26 protein-coding genes are annotated in these 25,180 nt (G+C 63.1%); 7 read left to right on the forward strand and 19 right to left on the reverse strand.

Features of this window, described 5'->3' with window-relative positions; all coding sequences use genetic code 11:
- The first annotated feature begins 13 nt into the window (after positions 1-13).
- Complete coding sequence (locus DMX12_RS12405; RefSeq protein WP_009686787.1) at positions 14-1,192, forward strand: VWA domain-containing protein; 1,179 nt, start codon at positions 14-16, stop codon at positions 1,190-1,192.
- Between the two features lie 95 nt (positions 1,193-1,287).
- Here the strand turns inward: DMX12_RS12405 and DMX12_RS12410 are convergent, their stop codons facing one another.
- From DMX12_RS12410 to DMX12_RS12445, 7 genes are all read right to left on the reverse strand, one after another.
- The gene (locus DMX12_RS12410; protein WP_110677816.1) at positions 1,288-2,001 is read right to left on the reverse strand and encodes an RHS repeat-associated core domain-containing protein; all 714 of its coding nucleotides are present in this window, start codon (positions 1,999-2,001) and stop codon (positions 1,288-1,290) included.
- Between the two features lie 375 nt (positions 2,002-2,376).
- On the reverse strand, positions 2,377-3,294 hold the full coding sequence (locus DMX12_RS12420) for a biotin-dependent carboxyltransferase family protein (protein WP_110677820.1): 918 nt from the start codon (positions 3,292-3,294) through the stop codon (positions 2,377-2,379).
- The gene (pxpB, locus tag DMX12_RS12425) at positions 3,291-3,977 is read right to left on the reverse strand and encodes a 5-oxoprolinase subunit PxpB (protein ID WP_110677823.1); all 687 of its coding nucleotides are present in this window, start codon (positions 3,975-3,977) and stop codon (positions 3,291-3,293) included. Before pxpB ends, DMX12_RS12420 begins: the two co-directional genes overlap by 4 nt.
- Positions 3,977-4,753 carry a 5-oxoprolinase subunit PxpA gene (locus DMX12_RS12430; RefSeq protein WP_110677825.1) on the reverse strand — a complete coding sequence of 259 codons (777 nt, stop codon included), beginning with the start codon at positions 4,751-4,753 and terminating at the stop codon, positions 3,977-3,979. Before DMX12_RS12430 ends, pxpB begins: the two co-directional genes overlap by 1 nt.
- A gap of 682 nt (positions 4,754-5,435) precedes the next feature.
- On the reverse strand, positions 5,436-5,957 hold the full coding sequence (locus tag DMX12_RS12435) for a DUF2937 family protein (RefSeq protein ID WP_110677827.1): 522 nt from the start codon (positions 5,955-5,957) through the stop codon (positions 5,436-5,438).
- A gap of 9 nt (positions 5,958-5,966) precedes the next feature.
- Positions 5,967-6,740, reverse strand: a complete 774-nt coding sequence (locus tag DMX12_RS12440; protein ID WP_009686794.1) for a class II glutamine amidotransferase — start codon at positions 6,738-6,740, stop codon at positions 5,967-5,969.
- A 14-nt stretch (positions 6,741-6,754) separates the two neighbouring features.
- Positions 6,755-7,252, reverse strand: coding sequence for a hypothetical protein (locus DMX12_RS12445; RefSeq protein WP_009686795.1), 498 nt, complete (start codon positions 7,250-7,252; stop codon positions 6,755-6,757).
- 122 nt (positions 7,253-7,374) lie between these two features.
- Between DMX12_RS12445 and DMX12_RS12450 the strand changes: the two genes are divergently transcribed.
- Complete coding sequence (locus tag DMX12_RS12450; protein WP_110677829.1) at positions 7,375-9,417, forward strand: S9 family peptidase; 2,043 nt, start codon at positions 7,375-7,377, stop codon at positions 9,415-9,417.
- A 289-nt stretch (positions 9,418-9,706) separates the two neighbouring features.
- On the opposite strand, the gene DMX12_RS12455 is transcribed toward DMX12_RS12450, so the two are convergent.
- On the reverse strand, positions 9,707-9,985 hold the full coding sequence (locus DMX12_RS12455; protein ID WP_009686797.1) for a hypothetical protein: 279 nt from the start codon (positions 9,983-9,985) through the stop codon (positions 9,707-9,709).
- A 132-nt stretch (positions 9,986-10,117) separates the two neighbouring features.
- On the opposite strand from DMX12_RS12455, the gene DMX12_RS12460 reads away from it, so the two are divergent.
- Together DMX12_RS12460 and DMX12_RS12465 are read left to right on the forward strand one after the other, a co-directional pair.
- Positions 10,118-10,489, forward strand: coding sequence for a YajD family HNH nuclease (locus DMX12_RS12460; protein WP_009686798.1), 372 nt, complete (start codon positions 10,118-10,120; stop codon positions 10,487-10,489).
- 72 nt (positions 10,490-10,561) lie between these two features.
- Positions 10,562-11,032: an RNA methyltransferase gene (locus DMX12_RS12465; RefSeq protein WP_009686799.1), complete on the forward strand. Its 471-nt coding sequence runs from the start codon at positions 10,562-10,564 to the stop codon at positions 11,030-11,032.
- 102 nt (positions 11,033-11,134) lie between these two features.
- Here the strand turns inward: DMX12_RS12465 and DMX12_RS12470 are convergent, their stop codons facing one another.
- From DMX12_RS12470 to DMX12_RS12490, 5 genes are all read right to left on the reverse strand, one after another.
- A complete protein-coding gene (locus tag DMX12_RS12470; protein ID WP_110677831.1) occupies positions 11,135-12,625 on the reverse strand; it encodes an aldehyde dehydrogenase in 1,491 nt (496 codons plus the stop codon).
- A gap of 14 nt (positions 12,626-12,639) precedes the next feature.
- Positions 12,640-13,533, reverse strand: coding sequence for a dihydrodipicolinate synthase family protein (locus DMX12_RS12475; RefSeq protein ID WP_110677833.1), 894 nt, complete (start codon positions 13,531-13,533; stop codon positions 12,640-12,642).
- Positions 13,534-13,605: 72 nt separating this feature from the next.
- Positions 13,606-14,934, reverse strand: a complete 1,329-nt coding sequence (locus tag DMX12_RS12480; RefSeq protein WP_110677835.1) for an MFS transporter — start codon at positions 14,932-14,934, stop codon at positions 13,606-13,608.
- A 182-nt stretch (positions 14,935-15,116) separates the two neighbouring features.
- Entirely contained in the window at positions 15,117-16,436 is a 1,320-nt protein-coding gene (locus DMX12_RS12485) for an FAD-binding oxidoreductase (RefSeq protein WP_110677837.1), read from the reverse strand.
- A gap of 61 nt (positions 16,437-16,497) precedes the next feature.
- Complete coding sequence (locus tag DMX12_RS12490; protein WP_054913774.1) at positions 16,498-17,214, reverse strand: GntR family transcriptional regulator; 717 nt, start codon at positions 17,212-17,214, stop codon at positions 16,498-16,500.
- 325 nt (positions 17,215-17,539) lie between these two features.
- On the opposite strand from DMX12_RS12490, the gene DMX12_RS12495 reads away from it, so the two are divergent.
- Positions 17,540-17,878, forward strand: coding sequence for a YgaP-like transmembrane domain (locus DMX12_RS12495; RefSeq protein ID WP_009686802.1), 339 nt, complete (start codon positions 17,540-17,542; stop codon positions 17,876-17,878).
- A 120-nt stretch (positions 17,879-17,998) separates the two neighbouring features.
- Here the strand turns inward: DMX12_RS12495 and DMX12_RS12500 are convergent, their stop codons facing one another.
- Both DMX12_RS12500 and DMX12_RS12505 read right to left on the reverse strand, forming a co-directional pair.
- The gene (locus DMX12_RS12500) at positions 17,999-19,207 is read right to left on the reverse strand and encodes a hypothetical protein (RefSeq protein ID WP_110677839.1); all 1,209 of its coding nucleotides are present in this window, start codon (positions 19,205-19,207) and stop codon (positions 17,999-18,001) included.
- Between the two features lie 40 nt (positions 19,208-19,247).
- Positions 19,248-19,697 carry a YcgN family cysteine cluster protein gene (locus DMX12_RS12505; RefSeq protein ID WP_009686804.1) on the reverse strand — a complete coding sequence of 150 codons (450 nt, stop codon included), beginning with the start codon at positions 19,695-19,697 and terminating at the stop codon, positions 19,248-19,250.
- A 143-nt stretch (positions 19,698-19,840) separates the two neighbouring features.
- On the opposite strand from DMX12_RS12505, the gene DMX12_RS12510 reads away from it, so the two are divergent.
- Positions 19,841-20,434, forward strand: a complete 594-nt coding sequence (locus DMX12_RS12510; protein ID WP_009686805.1) for a nitroreductase family protein — start codon at positions 19,841-19,843, stop codon at positions 20,432-20,434.
- Between the two features lie 104 nt (positions 20,435-20,538).
- Here DMX12_RS12510 and DMX12_RS12515 read toward each other — a convergent pair whose 3' ends face one another.
- The 4 genes from DMX12_RS12515 to DMX12_RS12530 form a co-directional block, all read right to left on the reverse strand.
- Entirely contained in the window at positions 20,539-21,471 is a 933-nt protein-coding gene (locus tag DMX12_RS12515; protein ID WP_054913776.1) for a D-2-hydroxyacid dehydrogenase, read from the reverse strand.
- A gap of 2 nt (positions 21,472-21,473) precedes the next feature.
- Positions 21,474-21,767 (reverse strand): YcgL domain-containing protein, encoded by a 294-nt coding sequence (locus DMX12_RS12520; RefSeq protein WP_009686808.1) that lies wholly within the window; start codon positions 21,765-21,767, stop codon positions 21,474-21,476.
- Positions 21,764-22,897: a ribonuclease D gene (gene rnd / locus DMX12_RS12525; RefSeq protein ID WP_110677841.1), complete on the reverse strand. Its 1,134-nt coding sequence runs from the start codon at positions 22,895-22,897 to the stop codon at positions 21,764-21,766. The genes DMX12_RS12520 and rnd overlap by 4 nt, the downstream gene beginning before the upstream one ends.
- A 112-nt stretch (positions 22,898-23,009) precedes the next feature.
- Positions 23,010-24,647 (reverse strand): phosphoethanolamine transferase, encoded by a 1,638-nt coding sequence (locus DMX12_RS12530; RefSeq protein WP_029886177.1) that lies wholly within the window; start codon positions 24,645-24,647, stop codon positions 23,010-23,012.
- A 252-nt stretch (positions 24,648-24,899) separates the two neighbouring features.
- Between DMX12_RS12530 and DMX12_RS12535 the strand changes: the two genes are divergently transcribed.
- Positions 24,900-25,136 (forward strand): YdcH family protein, encoded by a 237-nt coding sequence (locus tag DMX12_RS12535; RefSeq protein ID WP_110677843.1) that lies wholly within the window; start codon positions 24,900-24,902, stop codon positions 25,134-25,136.
- Positions 25,137-25,180 lie beyond the last annotated feature (44 nt).

A 25,180-nucleotide genomic window follows, 5' to 3' on the forward strand; every position in this document is an offset into this window, starting at 1 on the left:
CAGGAGCCGGGCCATGCTGCTCAACCTGTTCAATGAAATGCGAGCGGCCAAGGTGCCGGTGTCGGTGCGTGAACTGCTCGACCTGCACCAGGCCTTGCAAAAGCACGTGGTGTTCGCCGACATGGACGAATTCTATTACCTTGCCCGCGCCATTCTGGTGAAAGACGAACGCCACTTCGACAAGTTCGACCGCGCCTTCGCCGCTTACTTCAAAGGCCTGGAAAACCTCGACCAGCACATCGAGGCGCTGATTCCGGAAGACTGGCTGCGCAAGGAGTTCGAGCGCTCGCTCAGCGACGAAGAACGCGCGCAAATCCAGTCGCTGGGTGGCCTGGACAAGCTCATCGAGGCCTTCAAGCAGCGCCTGGAAGAGCAGAAGGAGCGCCACGCCGGCGGCAACAAGTGGATCGGCACCGGCGGCACCAGCCCGTTCGGCTCGGGCGGCTACAACCCCGAGGGCATCCGCGTGGGCGAGGCTGGCAAACGCCAGGGCAAGGCGGTGAAGGTCTGGGACCAGCGCGAGTACAAGAACCTCGACGACCAGGTGGAACTGGGCACGCGCAACATCAAGCTGGCCCTGCGCCGGCTGCGCAAGTTCGCCCGTGAAGGCGCCGCCGAAGAGCTCGACATCGACGGCACCATCGACCACACCGCGCGCGATGCCGGGTTGTTGAACATCCAGATGCGCCCGGAGCGGCGCAACACCGTGAAGCTGCTGTTGCTGTTCGACATCGGTGGTTCCATGGACGCCCACGTCAAGGTGTGCGAAGAACTGTTCTCGGCCTGCAAGACCGAGTTCAAGCACCTGGAGTATTACTACTTCCACAACTGCGTGTACGAGTCGGTTTGGAAGAACAACCTGCGCCGCACCTCGGAGCGGTTTTCCACGTTCGATCTGCTGCACAAGTATGGCGACGACTACAAAGTGATCTTCGTTGGCGATGCGGCCATGGCGCCTTACGAAATCACCCAGCCCGGTGGCAGCGTGGAGCACTGGAACGAAGAAGCCGGGTATGTGTGGCTGCAGCGTTTCATGGAGAAATTCAGGAAGATCATCTGGATCAACCCCTATCCCCGGCAGGCTTGGGACTACACCGCCTCGACCCACCTGGTGCGGGAGTTGATCGAGGACAAGATGTACCCACTGACCTTGCAGGGGTTGGAGGAAGGGATGCGGTATCTGTCCAAATGACGTACCTACGGGCTGCATACGAGCAGGTTATCGTAGGCGCCCGTAGACCGTAGGGTTCAATTGTTGACAGCGAAACGGCCTGATCATTATCGCAATCACTGACCACGCCACGATCGAATGTCTTCCTGTATCGGAGCAAGCAACTTTCTAGCAACCGAATTGATGCGGATATGAGCGCGTTCGCTCTCAAACTGAATCATATTCCTCCACTTGTATAGCTGCCACTCCAGACGCTGCCTTTGCTCTGGCGAAGGCGCCTGCAAGTGCGACTGAATTCTGGAAGGCATACTAACAAACAGCGAGCGCGCATCTTCAAACACTTTTCGGCTAAAGGCAAACAGCCCCAGCGGCGTCTCGGCTCGCGGATTACGCCTCAGCGCTTCAATATGATTAAGCACATTTGCCGCTTCAGCCGCTTCAATCTGCAGAGCATAATCCGGTGAGCGCTTAACAAGCTCCAAAAGTTCGCCGGGGCTGGATTGGTCGAGTTTAAACTTTGTTTCATTCCAGGTGAGTTTAAGAGAACGCCCCCTACCCGCCATAATTCGACTGGGCACCCGGGTCTTGCCTGTCGGGTCATTGTAGTTGACTGGATCACCACTGCAATACGCGTAGCCGTTTCCCCCCCCATCACCAAAGGGGCTTAAAGCATCTGACGAAGTAAATCTCATCAGGATCGGACTGTAAGAACGTCTCCCAGCACCGAGCGGATAGCACCCCGATATTCTATCAATACGTTCACCAGCATACCCAAGCGCAAAACATTCGATCAGCCGCGATGAAGAGTACCCATGCGGTGTGTAATCCATGTGGACACCTTATCAATTTTCAAGCCTACTCAAAATCAAGGTGGACTCAGAAAACAAGCCTAACGACCTCCTCTCAACAGGATAGTCAGTGCCCCACATGAATCAACTAGCAGAATTATCAGGCACGCGTAACCTGACCGTTACTCAAGCGCTTGCGCCCACTGCAGCCAAGGGTGAACTCAGATGACATCAGAAACACTACCGCGAGGTATAGTTCTAAACAAACGGTATCTGTGGGCTCTAGCGAAGACGGAAGAAGGGATAAGACCTGTCCAAGTGGGGGGCTGTGCCGGCCCTTTCGCGGGTAAACCCGCTCCTACAGGTATGGCGCAGGCCTGTGTGGGAGCGGGCGTGCCCGCGAAAGGGCCCGCAGCCTTACAACCACCGGCCCAAGTATTGCTGCTGCTCCCGCCACGCCTCATCCTGCACCACCGCCCTGAACTTCACCTGCGCCCCCGGCATGCACTGCGCCAGTTGCGCCAACGCCAGCGGCGTCAATGCCCCCAGGCGCGGGTAACCGCCAATGGTCTGCCGGTCATTGAGCAACACGATCGGTTGCCCGTCCGGCGGCACCTGCACCGCCCCCAGGGGAATGCCCTCGGAAATCATCGGCGCACCCTGGTAGACCAGCTGCGGCCCCAGCAAGCGGATGCCCATGCGGTCGGCCCGGCTGTCCAGGGTCCAGTCCGTGTTGAATGCCTGGTACAGGCTGGTACCGCTGAAATCGCCGAGCTGCGCGCCCATCACCAGGTCGAGCACAGGCTTGTGGTGATAGCGCGGGCGCAACGCATCCGGCACTTCACGAAGGGTTGCCGGCGTACCCGCAAAAGCCAGCCGCTGGCCTTTACCAAGCGCAGCGCCCTGGCCGTCTGTACCGCCCAGCGCTTCGCGCACCACGGTGGCACAGCTGCCCAGCACCGCCTCGCCGCGAAACCCGCCAGGCGCCGCCAGGTACGCCCGAACGCCCTGCTTGGGCTGCTTCAGGGCCAAGCGCTGCCCTTTGCCCAAAGCAAAGCTGCGCCAGGGCGCTACCGGCTGATCATCAACTCGCGCATCCAGGTCGGCACCGGCCAGCGCCAGCACACAATCCTGCTGCGCCACCACACAGAAGCCACCCAGCGCGACCTCCACCACAGGTGCGGCCAGCGAATTGCCCAACAGCCAGTTGGCCCAGTACATCGCCACCCAGTCCAGCGCCCCGCCCTGGGTCACGCCCAGGTGCCGTACGCCGAAGCGCCCGGCGTCCTGCAACTGGCACAAGGCGTTGCTGGCCTCGATCGTCAACTGCTTCATCCTTGCGCCTCCACATCGCCGCCCAGGGCCAGAAACTCATCACGCGTAACCGCCACGAAGCGCACCCGGTCACCGGGTTGCAACAGGCTATAGCCCTCACGTTCATGGTCGAACAGGCGCACCGGGGTACGCCCGATCAGGTTCCAGCCCCCCGGCGACACCGCCGGGTACGCTGCTGTCTGGCGCTCGGCAATACCCACGCTGCCCGCCGCCACGCGCTTGCGCGGGGTGCTCAGGCGGGGGCTGGCCAGGCGTTCATCGACCAGGCCCATGAAGCCGAACCCGGGGGCGAAGCCCAAGGCAAAAACCGGGTACTCGCGCTCGCTGTGCAAGCGGGCCACTTCACCCTCGGTCAAGCCGCTGCGGGCAGCCAGTACAGGCAGCTCCGGGCCGACGCTGGCGTGGTACCACACCGGGATCTCGTGGCGCCGGCCACCACTGCCGGCGTCAGGCTGCAAACCGTCCAGGGCCTGGGCGATCAGCGCCCTCGCCTCGGCCGGCGGCAGGTCGAAGTGCACCATCAGCGTGGTGTACGACGGCACCAAGTCCAGCAGGTGCTCGCCGAACGCTGCGCGCAAGCACTGGCTGGCAGCAAGCATCCACGGCATGTTGGCCTCGTCGATACGCTCGAACAGGCGCACCATCAGGCTGTCGACCGCGACCACTTCGATACGCAGCTTCATCATCGCTCCATGGCATCGAGGGCTTGGCGAATCTGCCGCACCGCTGCTACCGAACTGTCGTTGTCGCCATGCACACACAGTGTGCTGGCCGCCAGCTTCAAGGCACTGCCATCGTTCGCCACCAGCGTATCGCCACGGGCCAGGCGCTCGGCCTGCTCCACCACACGCGCCGGGTCGTGATGCACGGCGCCGGGCAGGCGCCGCGAGACCAGGTGGCCGCTGGCGGTATAGGCCCGGTCGGCGAATGCCTCGAACCACAGCGGCACGCCGATTTCATCGCCCAGCGCCTGGGCAGTACGGTTGTCGGCGGTGGCCATCAGCATCAGCGGCAGGTCGCTGCCGTAAGCCGCCACAGCTTCCAGCACGGTGCGCAGCTTGAGCGGGTCGGCCATCATGTCGTTGTACAGCGCACCATGCGGCTTGACATAGGCCACACGGCCGCCGAGCACCTTGCAGATGCCCTCCAGTGCGCCGATCTGGTAGTGCAGCAAATCGCGAATTTCCTCGGGGCTGCAGGCCATGGACCGGCGCCCGAAGCCGACCAGGTCCGGGTAGGCCGGGTGGGCACCGATCGCCACCCCGTGCTCCAGTGCCAGGGCCACGGTGCGGCGCATGATGCCAGGGTCACCGGCATGGTAACCGCAGGCGATGTTGGCGCAGTCGATGTAGGGCATGACCTCGGCATCCAGGCCCATGCGCCAGCTGCCAAAACTTTCACCCATGTCGCAATTGAGTAGCAGGCGTTCCACCACGCGGCCTCCGTTGTTGTCGTGCATGTGCCTACCTTACCGCGTTTGCAGATGCTTGCTGCAAGCTTGCGCCAACATCGCTAACGCGGATCCTGTAGTCAAACTCGGTCGAGTGATTGGGCATAGTAATCCCACAAGCACGCGTTAATACGCAGCGAACTGACGCGCTGCACAACGAGCGGAAATATTAATTATTAATTGTCAGCACAAAGATCAGAAGCATCCTACATACATCCGCTCTCTGCGCGCTATAGCTTTCGCACCTCAACTGACAGAAGTTGTAGTTGGGGCTTTTCATGGATATGAGGTCGGAATACACATGATGACGGGAGAGCAAATCCTGGTTGAGTGGGAAAAACAATGAATACCCTGTCTTTTTCAATAATGATCATAGGCAGCGTAGTCATTGCATTCACATTACGGCACCTGTGCTCCGGACGACATCTAGGTTATTCGCTGCTCTTTATCTGCTTTGCCTACAACGTGTTCTTCATAACGTATTATATGAGAGCAATCGAACAATCCTACTTCTTGTTTGTCGGCTACCAACCACTCTTACTGACGTCAAATCCAGCGTTAGGGTGGATGACTCTGTTTGGAATTTTCCTGCATTGCGGTGCGATGCCTAGCAAGCGAGTGCCTGGAAGAAAATGCCGTTAATCCTATAAGCGCAAAACTGGCGTGAACAGCGGCACCTGCGCGCCAGCACTCAGCGCCAGCTCTCTTTCACCACCCGACGCCGCCCCCCGAGGATCACCCAGCCAAGCCCCAGCAATAGGCTTTCGACCAAGAACGCCAGCACGAACCCTGCGCCAACACCCCAGCCGATGGCCTCGGGCACCAGCAGAATCTGGTAGCTGTAGCCGTTGAGGGTTTCTTCACGCAGCTGCGGGTCGGCCTGCACCAGCACATGCCAGGTGCGTGCGGCCCAAGGCCCTTGCAGGGCCTGCCACTCGTTCTCCAGCAACTGGTTGCGGATGATCAGGCTTTCGATGCTGTTGGCGTCACTGTTGAACACTGGGTCATCACTGCTGCGGTAGTGCCGTAGCAAGGCCTGCAGGTCGCCATTGAAAAAGCGCTCGGCCGTCTGCTTGAAGCCGTCCAGCGCCTCGCGCGACTCGTACAGGTGCGCCTCCACCCGCTGGCTGTAGTCTTTCACCAGCCCCGGCACCTGAATACCGGCCAACAGGCCGAAGGTGAACAGCAGCAACCGCAGGTAACTTCTGAACATGCAGCGTCCTTAGCTCTGGCCGTGCGCCACACATTCACCGTGCCGCCACAGGGCCCATTGACCCGGCTCGTAGCGCTGCCAGGTCTCGTTCTCGGTCAGGGCCTCGGTGGCAATCACCGTGACCACGTCGTTGGGGGTGGTTTGCGTATGGAAGTCGACGATCAGGTCGACATCCTTCAAGCGTGCCGCACCAAACGGCGCACGCCGGGTAATGTGCACCAGCTTGGTCGAACAGAAGCAGAACAGCCAGTCACCGTCGCTGAGCATGCAGTTGAACACGCCCTGCCCGCGGTAACCGGCACAGGCTTCGACCAGCACCGGCAACAGCTGTTCCACCGGCACCGGCTCGGGGAAGGCGCTGCGAATGCGGTTGAGCAGGTCGCAAAAGGCCGCCTCGCTGTCGGTATCGCCTACCGGCCGATAGAAACTGCCCAGGCCCTTGAAGGCGCCCAACTGGCCGTTGTGCGCAAAGCACCAGTTACGGCCCCACATTTCGCGCATGAACGGGTGGGTGTTGGCCAGGCAGACCTTGCCGACGTTGGCCTGGCGGATATGGCCAATGACCACTTCGCTCTTGATCGGGTAGCGCTGCACCAGGCTGGCTACCTCCGACTCGCTGCTGGCAGCCGGGTCCTGGAACAGGCGCAGGCCGCGCCCTTCATAGAAGCCGATGCCCCAGCCATCGCGGTGCGGGCCGGTGCGGCCACCGCGCTGCATCAGGCCGGTAAAGCTGAAGACAATGTCGGTAGGGACGTTGGCACTCATGCCCAACAGTTCGCACATGGCTGTGTCTCCGCTTACAGACGGGGCTCGACCCGGCCATTTCCCCGGGGTGCCGCAGGTGGCGGGAGGTCACGGTAACGGTCGCTGCGCTCGGCGGCCAAAGGGGCCTGGGCGCCGAGCCGGTCATCTTCGGCCTGCTCGCGCTGGGCCGCGGCCTCAGCCTGGGCCCGCCGCTCGCGGGCGCGCTTTTCCAGCGGCCAGCGCAGCAATACGAAGAGGGCATACAAGGCAAAGGCGATCATGCCGTACATGGCAAAATCGGAAACTGCGCGCCAGGCATTGTTGCCAACCTTGAACGCCACATCCAGGGTGGTGATGGCGATGGCCGGAGCGAAGCTGTCCTTGACCGGGTCAACCACGGTCGGCGTCAGCAACAGCACCGCCAGCACCACGCGCAGGGGCTCGCGCAACCAGCGCCACATCCAGCCGGTCAGTTTGAAGCCCACCAGCAGGCAGCCCAAAGCGGCAACCGCGTACAGGCCCCAGGCCAAGGTGTAGTCGTTCTCGATCATGGTGTTCGTGCAAGCCAGGCAAAGAGGTGCCTATGATAAACACTTTTCCGGGCGCACACAGTGTTTGCCTGCGCCGGCCGCTTCGCAGCCGGGCCCAGGCCACCCCAACCAAGAGATCCTCGATGCCGACCAAGCCCCAACCGCCGATTGCCCATGCCGACCAGGCCGCCGACCCGTATGCCTGGCTGCAACAGCGCGACACCCCCGAGGTGCTCGCCTACCTGCAGGCCGAAAACGCCTACCAGCAAGCCTGCCTGGCCGACCAAGGGCCCCTGCGCGAGCAATTGTTCGAAGAGATCAAGGGCCGCATCCAGGAGACCGACCTGTCGCTGCCTTCACCCTGGGGGCCGTACCTGTACTACACCCGCACCACTGCTGGCGACGAATATCCGCGCCACTACCGCTGCCCACGCCCGGCCGACGACAGCAACACCGTCGATGAAAGCCAGGAACAGCTGTTGCTCGACCCCAACGCACTGGCCAACGGCGGCTTCCTGTCGCTGGGCGCGTTCAGTGTCAGCCCCGACCACCGCCTGCTGGCCTACAGCCTGGATACCAGTGGCGACGAGGTCTACAGCCTGTACGTGAAAGACCTCGCCAGCGGCGCGATCACCGCCCTGCCCTTCGAAGACTGCGATGGCAGCATGACCTGGGCCAACGACAGCCAGACCCTGTTCTTCGCCGAGCTGGACGACACCCACCGGCCATGGCGCCTGTGCCGCCATACGCTGGGCAGCCCCGGTGCCGAGCGCGTGTTCGAGGAGCCCGACGGGCGCTTCTTCCTGCATTGCTACCGCACCAGTTCCGAGCGCCAGCTGGTGCTGCTGCTGAACAGCAAGACCACCAGCGAAGCCTGGGTGCTGAACGCCGAAACCCCACAGGCACCATTCGTTTGCCTGGCGCCACGTGTCGAGGGCCATGAATACTTCCCCGACCACGGCCAGCTCGACGGCGCGTGGTGCTGGTTCATCCGCACCAACCAGGACGGCATCAACTTCGCCCTGTATTACGCCCCGGCTACCGAGGTACCGGGCCGCGAGCAATGGCAGGCACTGGTGCCGCACCGCGAGGCAGTCATGCTTGAAGGGCTGAGCCTGAATGCCGGCGCACTCACCCTGAGCCTGCGCGAAGGCGGCCTGCCGATCATCGAAGTGCGCCCGCAAGGTCTGGCGGCCTACCGTGTCGAGCTGCCGGATGCCGCCTACAGCCTGTACGTGCAAGACAGCCTGGAGTTCGCCAGCCCCCGCCTGCGCCTGCGCTACGAAGCACTCAACCGCCCGGCCCAGGTGCGCCAGCTGGAACTGGCCAGCGGCGCCCAGGTGGTGCTCAAGCAAACACCGGTACTGGGCGCCTTCGATGCCGACGACTATGTCAGCGAACGCTTGTGGGCGACTGCCGCCGACGGCACCCAGGTGCCGATCAGCCTGGTGCGTCGCCGCCAGGACCTGGGCCAGACCGTGCCGCTGTACCTGTACGGTTACGGCGCCTATGGCGAAAGCCTCGACCCGTGGTTCTCGCATGCACGCCTGAGCCTGCTGCAGCGCGGCGTGGCCTTCGCCATCGCCCATGTACGCGGTGGTGGCGAGCTGGGCGAAGCCTGGTACCGTGCCGGCAAGCAGGCGCACAAGCACAACACCTTCAGCGACTTCATCGCCTGTGCCGAACACCTGTTCGCCCAGGGCGTGACGGCGCCCGACCGGCTGGCCATCAGTGGTGGCAGTGCCGGTGGCCTGTTGATCGGCGCGGTGCTCAACCTGCGCCCCGAACTGTTCCGCTGTGCGGCCGCCGAAGTGCCGTTCGTCGACGTGCTCAACACCATGCTCGACCCCGATCTGCCGTTGACCGTGACCGAGTACGACGAGTGGGGCAACCCTGAGGAGCCGGAGGTGTACGCGCGGATCAAGGCATATGCGCCCTACGAGAACGTGAAGGCCCAGGCCTACCCGGCGATGCTGGTGGTGGCGGGCTACAACGACAGCCGCGTGCAGTACTGGGAGGCGGCCAAGTGGGTGGCGCGGCTGCGCACGCGCAAGACCGATGACAACCTGCTGTTGCTCAAGACCGAGATGGGCGCCGGGCACGGCGGGATGAGCGGGCGGTATCAGGGGCTCAAGGATGTGGCGCTGGAGTATGCGTTCGTGTTTGGCGAATTGGGTATCGCTTGAGATTGCCGGGGGCGCTTTGCGCCCCTTTCACGACACAAGGCCGCTCTCATAGAACAGTACATAACTTATTGATTTAGCGGGGTCTTTGTGGGAGCGGGCGTGCCCGCGATCACCGGCGTAGCCGGTGCCAGCCACCGCGCTGGATTCTTCGCGGGCACGCCCGCTCCCACACAGGCCGCGTCGCGGTTACGAATTGAGTTCTCTGCGCGACAGCGCAGCCCGTAGGGCTGTGTTATCTCCCACAGGGCACTGGCCCCCTAGTAATCCCACCGCCAACGCACCGCTGCAGTCAGTCATCATCCTGCGCCGGCTTCGCCGGCTCCGGCCGCAACCCCGGCAAGGGTTGGTCCTTCGGCGGCCCGGGCACCGGCATCGGTGGCAGCAAAGGCGCACCCGGCTGGCTGTCATAAGCCTTGGGCGGCGTGCTCGGGGTGATCTGCGGGTAAGGCGTGGGCGTTGGCGTACCCGGCGCACCGGGCACCGGGGTCGCCAGCCGGGGCGGCGTACTGGCGGCATCTGCCATGGGCAGGCCCGCCAGCCACAGCACGGCTAGGATCGCGCGCAACATCAGTAACCTCCTGTCGGGAACCTTCCTACAGGCTACGCCTAAATCAACGCTTTCGCCTGTCCGCCCGCCCTGCAAGCGCGCTAGACTCAATGGCATAACCGTCACCTGCCTGATCAGAACAAAGGAAACACCATGAGCGCCTCCTCTTCCGCTGCCGCCACCGCGCGCCTGGACCGCATTCTCGCCGACGCCAAGCGTGACAAGGAAATGGGCTACCGCGACAAGGCCCTGAGAATGTACCCGCACGTGTGCGGCCGCTGCGCCCGCGAGTTCGCCGGCAAGCGCCTGAGCGAGCTGACCGTGCACCACCGCGACCACAACCACGACAACAACCCCCAGGACGGCTCGAACTGGGAGCTGCTGTGCCTGTACTGCCACGACAACGAGCATTCGCGGTACACCGACCAGCAGTACTTCAGCGAAGGCTCCACCAGCACCCCGAGCATCGCCAAGGCCACGCACAACCCGTTTGCCGGCCTGGCTGGCTTGCTGAAGAAAGACTGACCATCGATTCGCCCCCCGCTGCTACCGGGCAGCCCGTATAATCGCGCTTTTTTTCGCGAAGGGCCCCGGTACGTGGCAAACAAACGATACAGCTGCATCGGCCTGTTCAACCCCAAGTCGCCGGAAAACGTCGGCTCGGTGATGCGCGCCGCGGGCTGCTACGGCGTCAACTCGGTGTTCTACACCGGCAAACGGTATGAGCGCGCCCGTGACTTCGTCACCGACACCAAGCGCGTGCACTACGACATCCCGCTGATCGGCATCGATGACCTGCAACGCATCATTCCGCTGGGCTGCACCCCGGTGGCGGTAGAGCTGGTGGACGGCGCCCGGCCCCTGCCGGAATACACCCACCCGGACCGCGCCATCTACATCTTCGGCCCAGAAGACGGGTCGCTGAGCGAAGAAGTGCGCGGTTGGTGTGAAGAGACCATTTACATCCCGACCGAGGGCTGCATGAACCTGGCGGCGACGGTGAATGTGGTGCTGTACGACCGTATGGCCAAGGGGCTGAATACCCGGTCGGGGCCCAAATTCAAGTAAAAAGCCGCCCTTGCAGTGGCTGTACCGGCTCATCGCCGGTACAGCCACTGCAAGGGCGGCCAGGTGCCGAACTCCGTCAGAACAGCACCGGTCTTGCTCAGCTCACGAAGCGTTGATCCAGATGGTCTTCAGCTCCGTGTATTGGTCATGGGCCCAGATGGACTTGTCGCGCCCACCAAAGCCAGACTCCTTGTAGCCACCGAACGGCGTGGTCACGTCACCTTCGCCGAAGCAGTTGACCGTGACCACCCCGGCGCGGATTTCACGCGACAGGCGCAGCGCATTGCGCAGGCTGCCGGTGTAGGCCGAGGCGGCCAGGCCGTACACGGTGTCGTTGGCCAGCTCGATGGCTTCATCAATCGTTGCGAAGCTGGTCACGCTCAGCACCGGGCCGAAGATTTCCTCGACGAACAGCTTGCTGTCACGGCCAACGTTGTCAACGATGGTCGGCTGCACATACACGCCGTTCTCGGTTTCGCCGCCCTGAACGATGCTGAGTTTTTGCCCGGCAGCGTATTCCAGGTACGACTTGACCTTCTCGAAATGCGACTTGCTGACCATCGCGCCCAGGCGGTTGTCCGGGTCCAGCGGGTCGCCCAGCTTCCAGTCCTTCAAGTGCTTGGCGATCAGGCCCAGCAGTTCGTCTTTCACGTCCTTGTGCACGATCAGGCGCGAGGAGGCCGAGCAGTTCTCACCCATGTTCCAGAACGCACCGGCGGTGACGAACTGCGCCACTTCGTCGAGGTCTTCGCAGTCGTTCATGACCACGGCCGGGTTCTTGCCCCCCAGCTCCAGAACGATGCGCTTGAGGTTGGACTCGGCAGCATATTTCAGGAACAGGCGGCCGGTGTCGGTGGAGCCGGTGAAGCTGACCATCGGGATGTCCATGTGGCGGCCAATGGCCTCGCCCACTTCACGGCCACCACCGGGCACCAGGTTGAACACACCGGCCGGGATACCGGCTTCATGGGCCAGCTCGGCCACACGCAGGGCACTGAGGGTGGTTTCCTTGGCCGGCTTGACCACGATCGAGCAACCGGCGGCCAGCGACGGGGCGATCTTCCAGGCCAGCATCAGCAGCGGGAAGTTCCATGGCAACACCAGGCCGACCACGCCAATGGCTTCACGCACCACCATGGTCACGGCAGCGTTGCCGGTCGGGGCGGTGGCGTCGTAGATCTTGTCGATCAGCTCGGCGTGCCAGCGGATAGTGTGGATGGTCTCCGGCACGTCGACGGTCTGGCATTCACTGACCGGCTTGCCGCTGTCCAGCGCTTCCAGCACTGCCAGTTCGTGGGCGTTGTCTTCCAGCAACTGGGCGAACTTCTGCAGCACGTGCTTGCGGTCGTTCGGCTGCATCTTCGACCAGGTGCCTGCCTCGAACACCCGCTTGGCCGCCGCCACGGCGACGTTCACGTCGTTGACGTCGCAGGCGGCGACTTCGGCCAGCTGCTTGCCGGTGGCCGGGTTGGTGGTGACGAAGGTGCGGCCAGAGATTGCATCGCGGAACTCACCGTCGATGAACGCCTGGGTGCGCAGTTGCAGGTCGGCGGCGATGGCCGCGTATTGTTCCTTGCTCAGCAATTCAGCCATTTTTTCCAGCCTCCTTATTTGATCTGGGCGATGGTGGCCTTGAGGTCGGTGACCACACGCTGAAGTTCGGCCTTCTCGGCGTCATCCAGGTCGTACAGCGGCTTGCGCACACCACCGGTCTTCAGGCCGTTGAGGGCAACGCCGTGCTTGATCGCCTGGACGAACTTGCCACCTTCGAGGAAGTCCATCAGCGGCATCATGGCGCTCATGATCTTGCGGCCTTTGTCGAAGTTCTTTTCGATCACGCAGGCCTCGTACAGGGCCACGTGCTCGCGCGGGATGAAGTTGGAGCCGGCGCAGACCCAGCTCTGAGCGCCCCAGGCGAAGAACTCCAGGGCCTGATCGTCCCAGCCGCAGGACAACTGGATGTTCGGGCGATGGATGGCCAGGCGGTGCAGCTGGGCCATGTCGCCGGAGCTTTCCTTGATGGCGACGATGTTCTTCACGTCGGCCACGGCGTCGAAAAACGCCTCGCCCATGCTCACGCTCATGCGGCCTGGGTAGTTGTAGAGCATGATCGGCAGGCCGGCGGCAGCGTCCACGGCTTTGACGTGCAGGGCGATTTCCTGCTGGGTCGGCAGCGCGTACGGCGGGGTACCGACCAGCAGCGCATCGGCCTTGATTTCCCTGGCATGCTGGGCGAAGGCCACGGCGTCTTCGGTGCGGATGCCACCGGTGCCAACGATCAGCGGCAGGCGGCCGTTGAGCACGTCCTTGGCCTGGGCGGCCAACTCGACACGCTCCTGGGCGGTGTGGGCGTAGTACTCACCGGTGGAGCCACCAATGATGACGCCGTGGATCTTCGCTTCGACCAGGTATTCGAGGACCTCGGCGAACGCCGCCTTGTCGATCGAGCCGTCCGCAGCCAGCGGGGTGATTGCCGGGGTGTAGATGCCTTCGAATTTCACGGTAGATTCTCCAGTGCGTTGCTCAGTGTTTTGAAGGCCGCAGCACACGTGGCTGCGGCGGGTCATACGCATTCAGCTCAGCGAAGCCGCTTGTTGCAGGTTGAGCGAGCGGGTTTCCGGGGCCAGCGCGACGGAAATCGCCAGGCCGATGAATGTCACCGCTGCAGCGGCGTACATGGTCGCGCCGATGCCATAGCTGTCCAGGGCGATGGGCACCAGCCAGGTGCCGATCGCGGCGCCAACGCGCGACAGCGAGGTGCCCACGCCCACCGCGCCTGCGCGGATCTCGGTGGGGAACAGTTCGTTGGGGTAGACCAGTTGCAGCACCTGGGCGCCGCCGATGAACAGCGCGTAGGCGCCGAACAGCGCCAGGATGAGCATCTCGCTGGCGTTGCTGAAGGCGCCGAGCCCGAGCAGCGCCAGCCCCGACCAGAAGAAGCTGTGCAGCAGCGTGGTGCGCCGGCCAATGGTATTCAGCAGGCGGGTACCGATAATGCAGCCGACCACGAACAGGCAGGTGATCGCCACCGAACCAATGGCGGCCCAGTCCCCTTTCAGGTTCAGTGCGCCCAGCACCTTGGGCGCGAAGGCATACACGGCGAACACCGGGATCACCGAGCACGTCCAGAACAGGCTGACGAACAACATGCGCTTGCCGTAACCGGAGTGCAGCAGGCTGAGGAACGACAGCTTGCGGGTCTTGGGCTCTTCCGGCAGGTTGTTCAGCGAGAAGCCAGGGCCGTACACACGCTTGATCACCTGCTCGGCTTCGGCCGAACGGCCCTTGCTGATCAGCCAGCGTGGCGATTCCGGGGTACCCAGGCGCAGGGCAAACAGCAGTGCGCCGATCACCGCGGCACTGGCCAGCACCAGCCGCCAGGCGTCTTCACCGCCGTGGCGCAGAATGGCCTCACCGACCATGTAGGCGGTGGCCGCACCGGCAAACCACAGCACGGTCAGGGTGGCCAGGCGCGGCCCGCGGTTTTTCTTCGGCAGGAACTCCACCAGCAACGAGGTGGCCACCGGGTATTCAATGCCCACGGCAATGCCGATGGCAAACCGCAGCAGGAACAACGCCAGGGCCGACTCCACCCAGAACTGCGCCAGCGAGGCCAGGATGAACAAGGTCGGGCCGACGAAGAACACCCTTTTGCGGCCAAAGTGGTCGGTGAGCCAGCCGCCGAAGAAACCACCGAAGAAAATGCCGATCAGCGCCGATGCGGCAATCATGCCTTGCCAGAAACTGCTCAGGCTCAAGCCTGCAGACATCTGCACCATGGCCACGCCAATGATGCTCAGTACATAGCCGTCAACGAACGAACCACCACCGGAACGCAAGGTCAGCAACTGGTGAAAGCTGTTGATCGGTACTTCTTCAATCGAAACATTCGGACTTGTCATTATTGTTCCTACCATTTCTGCTTACTACGTGTTTTCAAGGCGAACGCGCCCGCGAAACTGAAAAGACTGTTCAGCCCCGGGGACCCGGTAATAACCACCGGTGGTCAATTTCGGGCCGAGCGAGCCCGTGCCGGCTAACTGGATGCCGACCTGTCTGTGCTATGCCTGATGCCTGTCAGCGATCAGCTTTCTTTGCCAGCGCGGAACTGCCCCCACATCAAGTTGGCGTTCAAACCCAACGAAACCAGGGGTTGCGGCGGGTTCGCGGAAGGCCCGGGGGCATTTAGCAAAAACTCGATAAGTTCGTTCTTGTCGCCCGCCAGCCAGTCAGCCAGCAACTTGCCGGTGACCGTGCCACGGGTAACGCCGAGGCCGTTGCAGCACAGTGCGCCGACTACATTGGGCGCCAACTTGCCGAAAAACCCCATGTGGTTGCGCGACAGCGCCAGGGCACCGCCCCAGGTGTACTCGAAGCCCACCCCGGGCAACATTGGAAAGCGCCGGGCGAACGATTCACGGTGGCGCTCGGCAAAGCGCTGCAGGAACTTGCGGTTGCTGCGCCCGTCGGGGTTGTAGCTGAAGCTGTTGCGGATCAGCAGGCGGTTGTCGACGGTACGGCGCATGGTGGTGCCGAACGGGTCGGCAGGGATCACGCCCCAGTAGGGGTTGCCCCCCAGCCGCGCCTGCTCTTCAGCGGTCAGTGGGCGGGTGATGCTGCCGTAGGTGAACACCGGCAGCATGCGGCCCTTGAGGAAGCCGAAACTCATGCCGAAGGCATTGGTGGTCAGCACCAGCTTGTCGGCTGTGATCGAGCCCTTGGCGTGGCGCAGCACTACCTTGTCGCCATACTCCACATCGGTGATGGGCGTGTGCTCGTATAGCGAAACATTGCTCGGCAAGCTGTCGGCCAGGCCCTTGACCAGGGCCGAGGGCTGCAGCAAGGCAGTGCCCGGGGTGAACAGGCCCTTGCGGTAGAAATGCGTGCCAATGTGCCCGGGCAGGTCACGGCCCTCGATCACCTCGTAAGGCTGGCCCAGCTTGTCCAGGCCGCGGCGGTAGGCGTCCAGCACGGCAATACCGCGGTCCTCGACGGCCGCCTGGTACTTGCCGCAGTGGCGGAACTGGCACTCGATGGCGTAGCGCTCGATCAGCTCCTTGAGGTACGACTGCCCGCCCAGGTTGAGCTTGAGCACGGTTTTGGCGATATCGATGTCGCCAATGTAGTCCTCGGCCCCGATGTCGTGCGGCAGGTCGATGGCAAAACCGGCGTTACGCCCGGAGGTGCCGAAGCCGACCTCCTGGGCTTCGACCAACACCACTTCGTCATGCGGAAAGTTCGTTGCCAGTTGGCGCGCAGCAGCCAGGCCGGTGAAACCGGCGCCGACGATCACCCAGCGGGCCTGGGTGTTGCCGCTGTGGGCCGGCCTTGGCGTGCGGGGCTGGCTCAGGTGATACCAGCCACAGGTGGCATCATCGGCAGGTAACGAACTTATTCTTGTCATTGGGCTAACCTGGTGCTTGTTGTCGTCGAGCGGTCAGCCAGCGCCGGCCTGACCGGGTCATTCATATCTGTATGGGTACATCCAGCCCTTGTGGTGCGGCGTATTCAGCCATGCGCCGGCGCGACAGCTCGAAGTGCTCACGCACCAGTTGCCCAGCCGTTTGCGGGTCACGGCGCTCGATCGCATCGATCATCTGGTCGTGCTGCGCGCAAGCGGTTTCCAGGTCACGTTGCATGTCATCGGTGGTCGGGTGGCGATAGAAGATCTTGCCCAGCCGGGTGTGGTCGATCAGCAAGCGACGCAGGCTCGGCAGCAGGTAGTCGTTGTGCGCCATCTTGCCGATTTCCAGGTGGAAGGCGTCGTTGTAGAGCACGCGGTTTTCCACATCACGGTCTTCGATCGCCTGGCGGAACTGGGCCTGGATGGCCTTGAGCGCGTCGATTTCATCGGCACTGGCATAGGTGGCGGCCAGCTGCGTGGTTGCAATGTAGATCAGCGGTGCGGCAACGAAAAAACTGTGCAGCGACTCGTGGTTCATGGCCGCCACCCGCGGTGCGCGGTTGGCTTCCAGTTCGATGTAGCCCTCGGCGGCGATCTGGCGCAGCAGTTCACGCACGGGTGGGCGCGACAGGCCGAATTCGTCGCACAGGGCCAGTTCGTCCACTACCGCCCCCGGGGCCAGTTCCATGCTCAGGATCCGGCGGCGCAGCGCCTCGGCCAACACCGCCTTGCGGTCCGGTGGCACTTGCGCTTCGAGGGGTTGAACGGTGGCTTTCATGGCGGCCTTCTTTGTGGTCATGGCGCTGTGTCTACTATTTGTATAACGACTATAGGGCACTGTTAGACAATGTGTCTACAGCATTTCAGATAAACGGCTGAATCTGTCTGAGCCTTTGTTTTCAAGGCCTCCAGCGGTTTCGACAGCGGTGATTAAACACCCTTGAAGCTGCATTGCCAAACCGGACAGGGTATTCGCCATATACGACACAGCCAGCTGCTTTTCACCGTTTCAACCCCACCCAGGGCTCGCCGCCGAGCGATGCAACTGAACGCTGGCGTTGCCGTGCAGGTCAGCTGCTTACATTCCACAAGGAGGGTTTGCCATGCTCGATAGCCATTCCGCTGCGTCGTCGCAGCACAATGTTCATGGCCTGGAACGTGCCAGCTCGCTGGCCGGTGGTGCGCTGATGTTCAGCAAAGGGCTGCGCCGTGGCGGCCTGGTTGGCTTGCTGCAGATGGCGGTGGGCGGCCTGGCCGTGGCGCGTGGGGTCAGCGGGCACTGCGCCACCAAGGCCTGGTGGCAGCGGCACCGGCAGGAGTATCAGCGCTTGCGCTCGGATATCGAACGTAGCGCGGCGGACCTGGAGGCGTTGAAGGCCAGCGCCGAGGCGGCGACGCGCGGGGTGACGGTGACCGGGAAGGATCCGTTGGCTGGCGGTTGATTGATGCATTGCCTGTGCCGGCCTCTTCGCGGGCTTGCCCGCTCCCACAGATGTTGCGCATGCCTTAACTTGTAGGAGCTGGCAAGCCCGCGAAGAGGCCGGCACAGGCAATAGGAATTTCTAGCGCAAAGCCTTGCTCTGCAACACCTCAGACCGCCGCCCCAGCACATTCTCGCTGATCTGCACGAACTCTTCAGTACTTACACTCGGCAAGCGCATCAGCCCGTGCACCACATCATCCAGCGAACGCTTGGCCTGGGTATGGATGCGGATTTCCTTGTCCAGCGCCTGCAGCAGCATCACCCCACGGGCGACCTGCGCCGGGGTGGCCTGTTCGCCACGCAGCCGGGTCACCTTCGCGCCCTGCTTGCTCAGGCGCGCCTGCCAGGCCTGGTAGCGGTCGTCGCTCACCCCGCCAGAGCGGCGCAGCAACTCGCTGGCGTAGTAATCGGTCAGGCTTTCCACCAACCAGTCATTGCCATCACGGGCGCGGATCTGGGCAAACAACTGCACCACCTCACGCAATAACGGGCTGCTGCCGTTCTCGCTGACCATCGGCCTGCCACTGTGCAGGTACACCGACCCCTGCGCCGCCATCGCCCCACGCCACATCCCGTCACGCGCGCCCACCAGCAACAGCTTCGGCGGGTTGCGCGGGAACACTGCCTGCAGTTGCGGCCAGACGAAGGTGAGCAAGGTCAGGCTGTCCATACGCCGCATGCCCTGCCCCACCGGCGCGGCCACGGTCACGTCGGTATCGCCCAGACGGGCGCGGCGGCTGCCCAGGTCACCGGCGAGCATCCAGCCAGTAGGGCGGTCGAACAGGCGCGATACATTGTCGATGCGGAACTTGTCCTGGCCGACGCGCGGCCAGGGCGTTTCGATGCTCTTCCAGCCCGCTGGCAGGTCGAAGGCCAGGCGCGCCACCAGCTCTGTTCCATCCTGCTGGTCGAGGCGCGCTGGCGGCACCAGCTGGTCGCCCAGGAACAACGCCCAGTGCGGGGTGATACGCGACGAAAACGCGCCACTGGCAAGCTTCTGGTCCAGCAGCACGCGGTAGCTGAGGCTAGTCTTGCCGGCCGCAGGCTGCCATACCCCCCGCTGCCCGTTCAGTTGCCATTGGCCATCGGCCTGGAAGCCGCTGTAGGCCCCGGCCTTGCCCAGGTCGAAGTCAAGGCTGCGCACCGCGCTGCCGTCCGCCAGGGTCAGGCGAACTTCTGCCTGGCCGCTGGCGGGCAACAGGCGCACTTCGTAATCGAGATTGACCTTTTTCGCCCAGGCGGGCGCACTGGCCATCAGGCCCAACAGCAACAACAGCTCGCAACGCATACAGAAACTCCTTGTTCCCCGTGGCAGCGGGCCGCGCTGCTCAGCTGGCGCGGAAAATCAGGTGGTCTTCCCAGTCGTCTTCGTGCACATCCTGCTCCCTGAGCATACGCCCCGCCTGGGAAATGCGCTGTTCATGGACCTGTTGGCGGTCGCCACAGACCAGGTGGTGCCAGGCGGGCAAGTCCTTGCCCTCGCTGACCAGGCGGTAACCACAGGTACTGGGCAGCCAGGTGAACTGGTCGGCCTTGCCCGGGGTGAGCTGGATGCAATCCGGCACCTGGGCGAAGCGGTTGGGGTAGTCGCTGCACTGGCATGTTTGCAGATCCAGCAGCTTGCACGCGATACGCGTGTAATAGACGCTGTTGTCGTCCTCGTCCTCGAGCTTTTGCAGGCAGCACAGGCCGCACCCGTCGCACAGCGACTCCCACTCCTGGGCATTGAGTTGTTCGAGGGTCTTGCGCCGCCAGAACGGCGCGTTGTCAGCGATCATTACACGGTTACCTGCATTCATCTTGTGGTCGCGGCGCGCAGCGGCGCCAGTCTAGAGCCTGGCCTTGAGCAAAGCCAGGCCGCTTGTCAGTCGCTACGCGAAGCAGTAGCGTGCGCGTTTTCCGTCCGTTTGCAGGAGCCGCCATGAGCGCCAACCCCCGCGTTGCCGATTACGCCATCAACGAGCAGTTCATCAACCGCTGGTCGCCCCGCGCCTTCACCGCCGAACCGATCAGCGAAGAGACCCTGCTGAGTTTCCTCGAAGCTGCCCGCTGGGCACCGTCGGCGTACAACTCGCAGCCTTGGCGCTTCCTGTATGCCCGCCGTGACACCCCGAACTGGGAGCGCTACCTGAGCCTGCTGGTACCGTTCAACCGTAGCTGGGCGCAACAGGCGTCGGCGCTGGTGCTGGTGATGTCCAAGACCACTTTCGCCGCCCCGGGTGCCACCGAAGAAAAACCGGCACTGTGGCACACCTTCGACACCGGCTCCGCCTGGGGCCACCTGGCCCTGCAGGCCAGCATCAGTGGTTGGCATACCCACGGCATGGCCGGTTTCGACCAGGCGCTGGCGCGTCAGGAGCTGAAGATCCCTGAAGGCTACGAGCTGCATGCCATGGTGGCGATCGGCAAGCTCGGCGACAAGGCCAGCCTGGACGAAGCGTTGCAGGCGCGTGAAGTGCCCAGCCCGCGCAAGCCGCTGAGCGAGCTGGCGGCTGAGGGGGATTTCAGCCTGTAAGTTTTGGGTTGGCAGTACTGGCCCATTCGCGGGTAAACCCGCTCCTACGCCACCCATTGTAGGAGCGGGTTCACCCGCGAACAGGCCGGCACAGGCCAAAGCAGTCAATAGCCCCTGGCGAAGTCCACTTCACCGCGCAACCCCTGCCCGGCTTCATACGCCCGCATATTCTCGACAAACAACCGCACCATCGCCGCCGGCGAGGTGGGCGCCGAGCTGTGCCCGGTCAACAACAAGCCCCAGGCCGTCCAGAACGGGTGCTGCCTGGGCAACGGCTCCTGGCGGCACACATCGATCACCGCCCCGGCCAGATGCCCCTCCTTCAACGCCGCTACCAGGTCGGCATCGACCACCGCCGCACCCCGCCCGGCATTGATGAACAGCGCCGTGGGCTGGAAGCACTTGAACAGTGCGGCGTTGTACAGGTCGTGGGTAGCCGGGGTATCCGGCAGCAGGTTGAGCACGTAGTCGACCTGGCCAACCATGCGCGGCAGGTCGGCCAGCGCCGCCACTTCAACGAACGGTGCCTGCTCGCGGGCGTTGCTGGCAACGCCGTACAGCACCACGCCAAACGGCTGCAGGAACTCGGCCACGCGCTGGCCGATGTCGCCGGTGCCCACGATCAGCACCCTGCGCCCTTCCAGCGTTCGCCCCGGGCGGTCGTCCCAGCGCCGCTCGACCTGGCTGACCAGGCGCGACAGCACCTCGCGCTCATGGCCAAGCATGTAGGTGAGCATGTACTCGGCCATTACCTGGCCGAAAATGCCCACCGCTCGGGTCAGGCGATAGTCACGCGGCAAGCCGTCGGCCAGCAACGGTGTGATGCCGGCCCAGGTCGACTGCAGCCAGCGCGGTTGGTGGCCCTGGCGCAGCAAGCTCGCCAGCAGGTCGGGCTGGCCCAGCCACACCGGGCAACGCGGCGCCTGGCGGGCCAGTTCGGCCGAGTCGCCACTGGTCAGGATTTCCAGTTCAGGCGCGGCTGCGCGCAAAAGCTCGGCGTAGCGGGCATGGTCATGCTCGGCAATCAGTACGCGCATGTTCAGGCCGGGTCGTTGCGGCGCAGCAGCTCTTCGGGCAGGTGCTCGATGTACTCGTCATCCGGCGGTGGCATCTGCAGGTGGTAGCCCTGGTTGTCGAGGTTCTCCAACACCTTGGTGATGTCTTCGCGGGCCAGCTTGCGTTCCGGGCTGAGCACCAGGTCGAAGGCATGCACGGGGGTGCCGAAGAACGGCAGCAGGCCTTCTGGCACGCGCTCAAGGCCGTCAGCCTTGAGCACGTACAGGTACATTTCGTTCTTGCGGGGGCTCTTGTAGATGGAGCAAATGCGTTTCATCGGGTCTCTCCGGCGCCTGCAAGGCTGTCCAGCAGGGCCTGGCCCATGCGCTCACGGCGCCAGCCGCGCAGCGAATCGGGCAATTGATAAGGGCCATTGGGGTAACCGCTCTTGAGCAGTGCCTCCAGGGCTTTTTTACGCAGCATCAGCTCAGGGGCAATGCCCAGGCGCTCGCCTTCGGCCTGGCCGATGGCGCGCAGCTGCTTGAGGATGCCGCTGGCTTCGATCGGCAGCGGCTCGGGCAAGGGCGCTGGCCACTGCTCGGCAGGCAGGCTGGCGGCGCGCTTGATCAGCTGGATGAGAAACTCACCGTCCTGACGAATGGTGCGCGGGTGCATCTCTTCAACCTTGGCCAGTGCCGACAGGTTGCTCGGCTGGTTCTTGGCAATGGGCCACAGCGAGTGTTCCTTGAGCACGCGGTTGCGAGGTACATCGCGGCTGCGGGCAGTAAGCTCGCGCCAGGCGCACAGCTCACGCAGCACGGCCAACTGCTGGGGCGCCAGCTTCCAGGCCAGCTTGACGTCGCGGTACAAGGTGGCTGGCTCGACTTCGCGACGCAAGGCGGCGACCAGCTCGGCGCCATCCTCCAGCACCCAGGCGTATTTGTCGTCGCTAAGGCGCGGGCGCAGCACGGTAAACAGCTCGGCCAGGTGCACGGCATCTTCGGCCGCGTAGCTGACCTGGGTGTCCGACAGCGGGCGCTGCAGCCAGTCGGAGCGGGTTTCGCCCTTGGGCAGGTCGATGCCCAGCACCTCCTGCACCAGGCGCGAGTAGCCCATGGAGAAGCCAAGGTTCAGGTAACCGGCGGCCAGCTGGGTGTCGAACAACGGTTGTGGCAACTTGCCGGTCAGGCGCAACAGCACTTCGAGGTCTTCGCTGCAGGCATGCAGCACCTTGACCACACCGCTGTTTTCCAGCAGGTCGGCCAGGGGTTGCCAGTTGCCGATCAGCAGCGGGTCGATCAGGAAGGCCCGTTGGCCGTCACCAATCTGGATCAGCCCGGCCTTCGGGTAAAAGGTGTCGACCCGCATGAACTCGGTATCGACGGCGACAAACGGCAGTTGCTGCCAGTCGCGGCAGTGTTCAGCCAGGCTCTGGTCGTCACATATCCAGTGAATTTCGATGGCCACAAGGCTCTCCCACTAACATTGGCGCGCAGTATATACGGCGCGGGCACTGCTGGTGAAACCCGGGCCATCCTTGATATCGATCAATGGTGCGTTTGCACGCAGGGTGTAGGCGTCAGCGCTTGGCCGTCAGCCACGGGCGGCAACTGGCGAACATGTCCAGCGACCGTTGGTAGACCTCGGTGTGTACCTGCAGCAGGCCAAGCATCGAGTGGAACAGGTTGTCTTGCGACAGCGGGGCGTCGCTGAGCTTGGCCAGGCAGTCGGTATCGAGGCCGAAGTCCTCCTTGTAGCTGTCGGAGAACCACGTCAGCAGCGGAACGTGCTTCTGCTGCTCGGGGGCGATGGCGTACGGTGTGCCGTGCAGGAACAGGTTGTACTCACCCAGCGACTCGCCATGGTCGGACAGGTAGATCATCGCCGTGTCCACCTTGTCCTGCTTGCTGCGCAGGGTGTCGATCAACGAGGCCAGGACCTTGTCGGTGTAGGCCAGGGTGTTGTCGTAGCCGTTGATGATTTGCTGTTCGCTGCACTGGTTCAGGGCGTTGCTCTGGCAGACCGGGCTGAAACGCTCGCCGCCTTCGGGGTAGCGCTTGAAGTACTCGGGGCCATGGCTGCCCATCTGGTGCAGCACCAGCACGGTGTCCTTGTCGAGGTTGTCGATCAGCGCATCCAGGCCTTGCAGCAGGATCTGGTCATGGCATTCACCGCCGGCGCACAGTTGCGGGTCCTTGAGGTTGCTGACATCGATGAACTGCACGCGATCGCAAGTGCCCTTGCAACCCGACTGGTTGTCCCGCCACTGCACGGCAAGGCCGGCACGCTGGAGGATGTCCAGCAGCCCTTCGCGGTTCTTGGCGACACTGGCGTCGTAGTCCTTGCGCTGCATGCCAGAGAACATGCACGGTACCGAAACCGCCGTTTCCGTGCCGCACGAATGCACGTCGGAGAACGCCAGCAGGCCCTGTTCCTTGGCCAGGTTCGGCGTGGTATCGCGGCCATAGCCCAGGACACCGAAGTGGTCTGCCCGGGCACTTTCCCCGACCACCAGCACGGTCAGCGATTTGCGCTCATGTTTCTGCCAGGCCACATCACGCTTGGCATCTTCGCCGTAAGGCTGGAACGGCCGCGCTGCGGTACCAACCCGTTCGCCGACATAACCAATGGAGGCGCCCACGATATTGCTTGGGGTCAGCATCAGGCGCAGTTCGTGGTGGTTGCGAAACAGCGACGACAGCCCTTGGTAGTTGACCAGCGCCACCGAACCCAGCGCCACCACGCAGGCACCACTCACCAGCAGCTTGCCAAGCAGTTCGCGGTGCCAGCGGCGGTAGGCGATCTGCGCCTTGCACACCAGCACCGAAGGCAACACCCCCAGCAGCAGGATGTAAGCGGCAAACTTGAACGACATCAGGTCGCGCACTTCCGCCACATTGGTTTCGGCCATGTTGCGGAACATGCCCGCATCGATAAGTACGCCGTACTGGTTCATGAAGTAAGCCACGCCGGCGCCACTGATGAACAAGACCACAAGTAACGGCTTCAACACATAACGGAAGGCAAATAAAGTGAGTACCAGGTTGAACGCGAACAGCATCAGCACGGCGAACGCCAGAATCAGCCACAACCCCGACAGGCCGGGGGGCACGACCGCTTGCAGATGCTCCCAAAGGAACATGTTGAAGCCGATCAGCAGGTACAGGCTGGCCAGCAGCGTGACCCATTCAGTCCGCAGGGATTTGAAATTGAGCATCAGTGTTCGCAATCAAGAGTGGTTATCAACCCCACGGCCCGACGGCACCGTGGGAAAGTTGGGCGAATTCTAGAAAGCGCACCATCAATTTTTTGTGAAAAAGTCGGTAACAATTTAGTGATGGCGAGGCTTTTGCCCGTTAATGCCGTTTTCTTCAGCTGCCGTTCAGCCTGCAGCCCGTGAACGGCTTGCGCAAAGACGGCTATCCTCAGTGGTCAGGACCCAATCGACAAACCTGACAGAGGTGAAGAAATGCCAGTTCCGCATGATCTGCTCGCTGACCTGCACATTACCGCTGAGAAGTTCCAGGCACTGATGGACAACGACCAGGCGCTGCATACACTGCACAAGGAATACAACGCCAAGGACAAGGAGGTGGTGGCCGCCGAAGGCAACGGCACCAACGACGACGCCGTCAACCGCCTGCGCAAGGAGCGGTTGTTGATCAAGGACAAGATCGAACGGATCATTCATCCGCCCAAATCTTGACCGGGCATTTTCTTTGAATTCACCGGCCCTATCGCCGGCAAGCC

This window comes from Pseudomonas sp. MB-090624, assembly GCF_003205245.1.
Lineage (GTDB): Bacteria > Pseudomonadota > Gammaproteobacteria > Pseudomonadales > Pseudomonadaceae > Aquipseudomonas > Aquipseudomonas juntendi.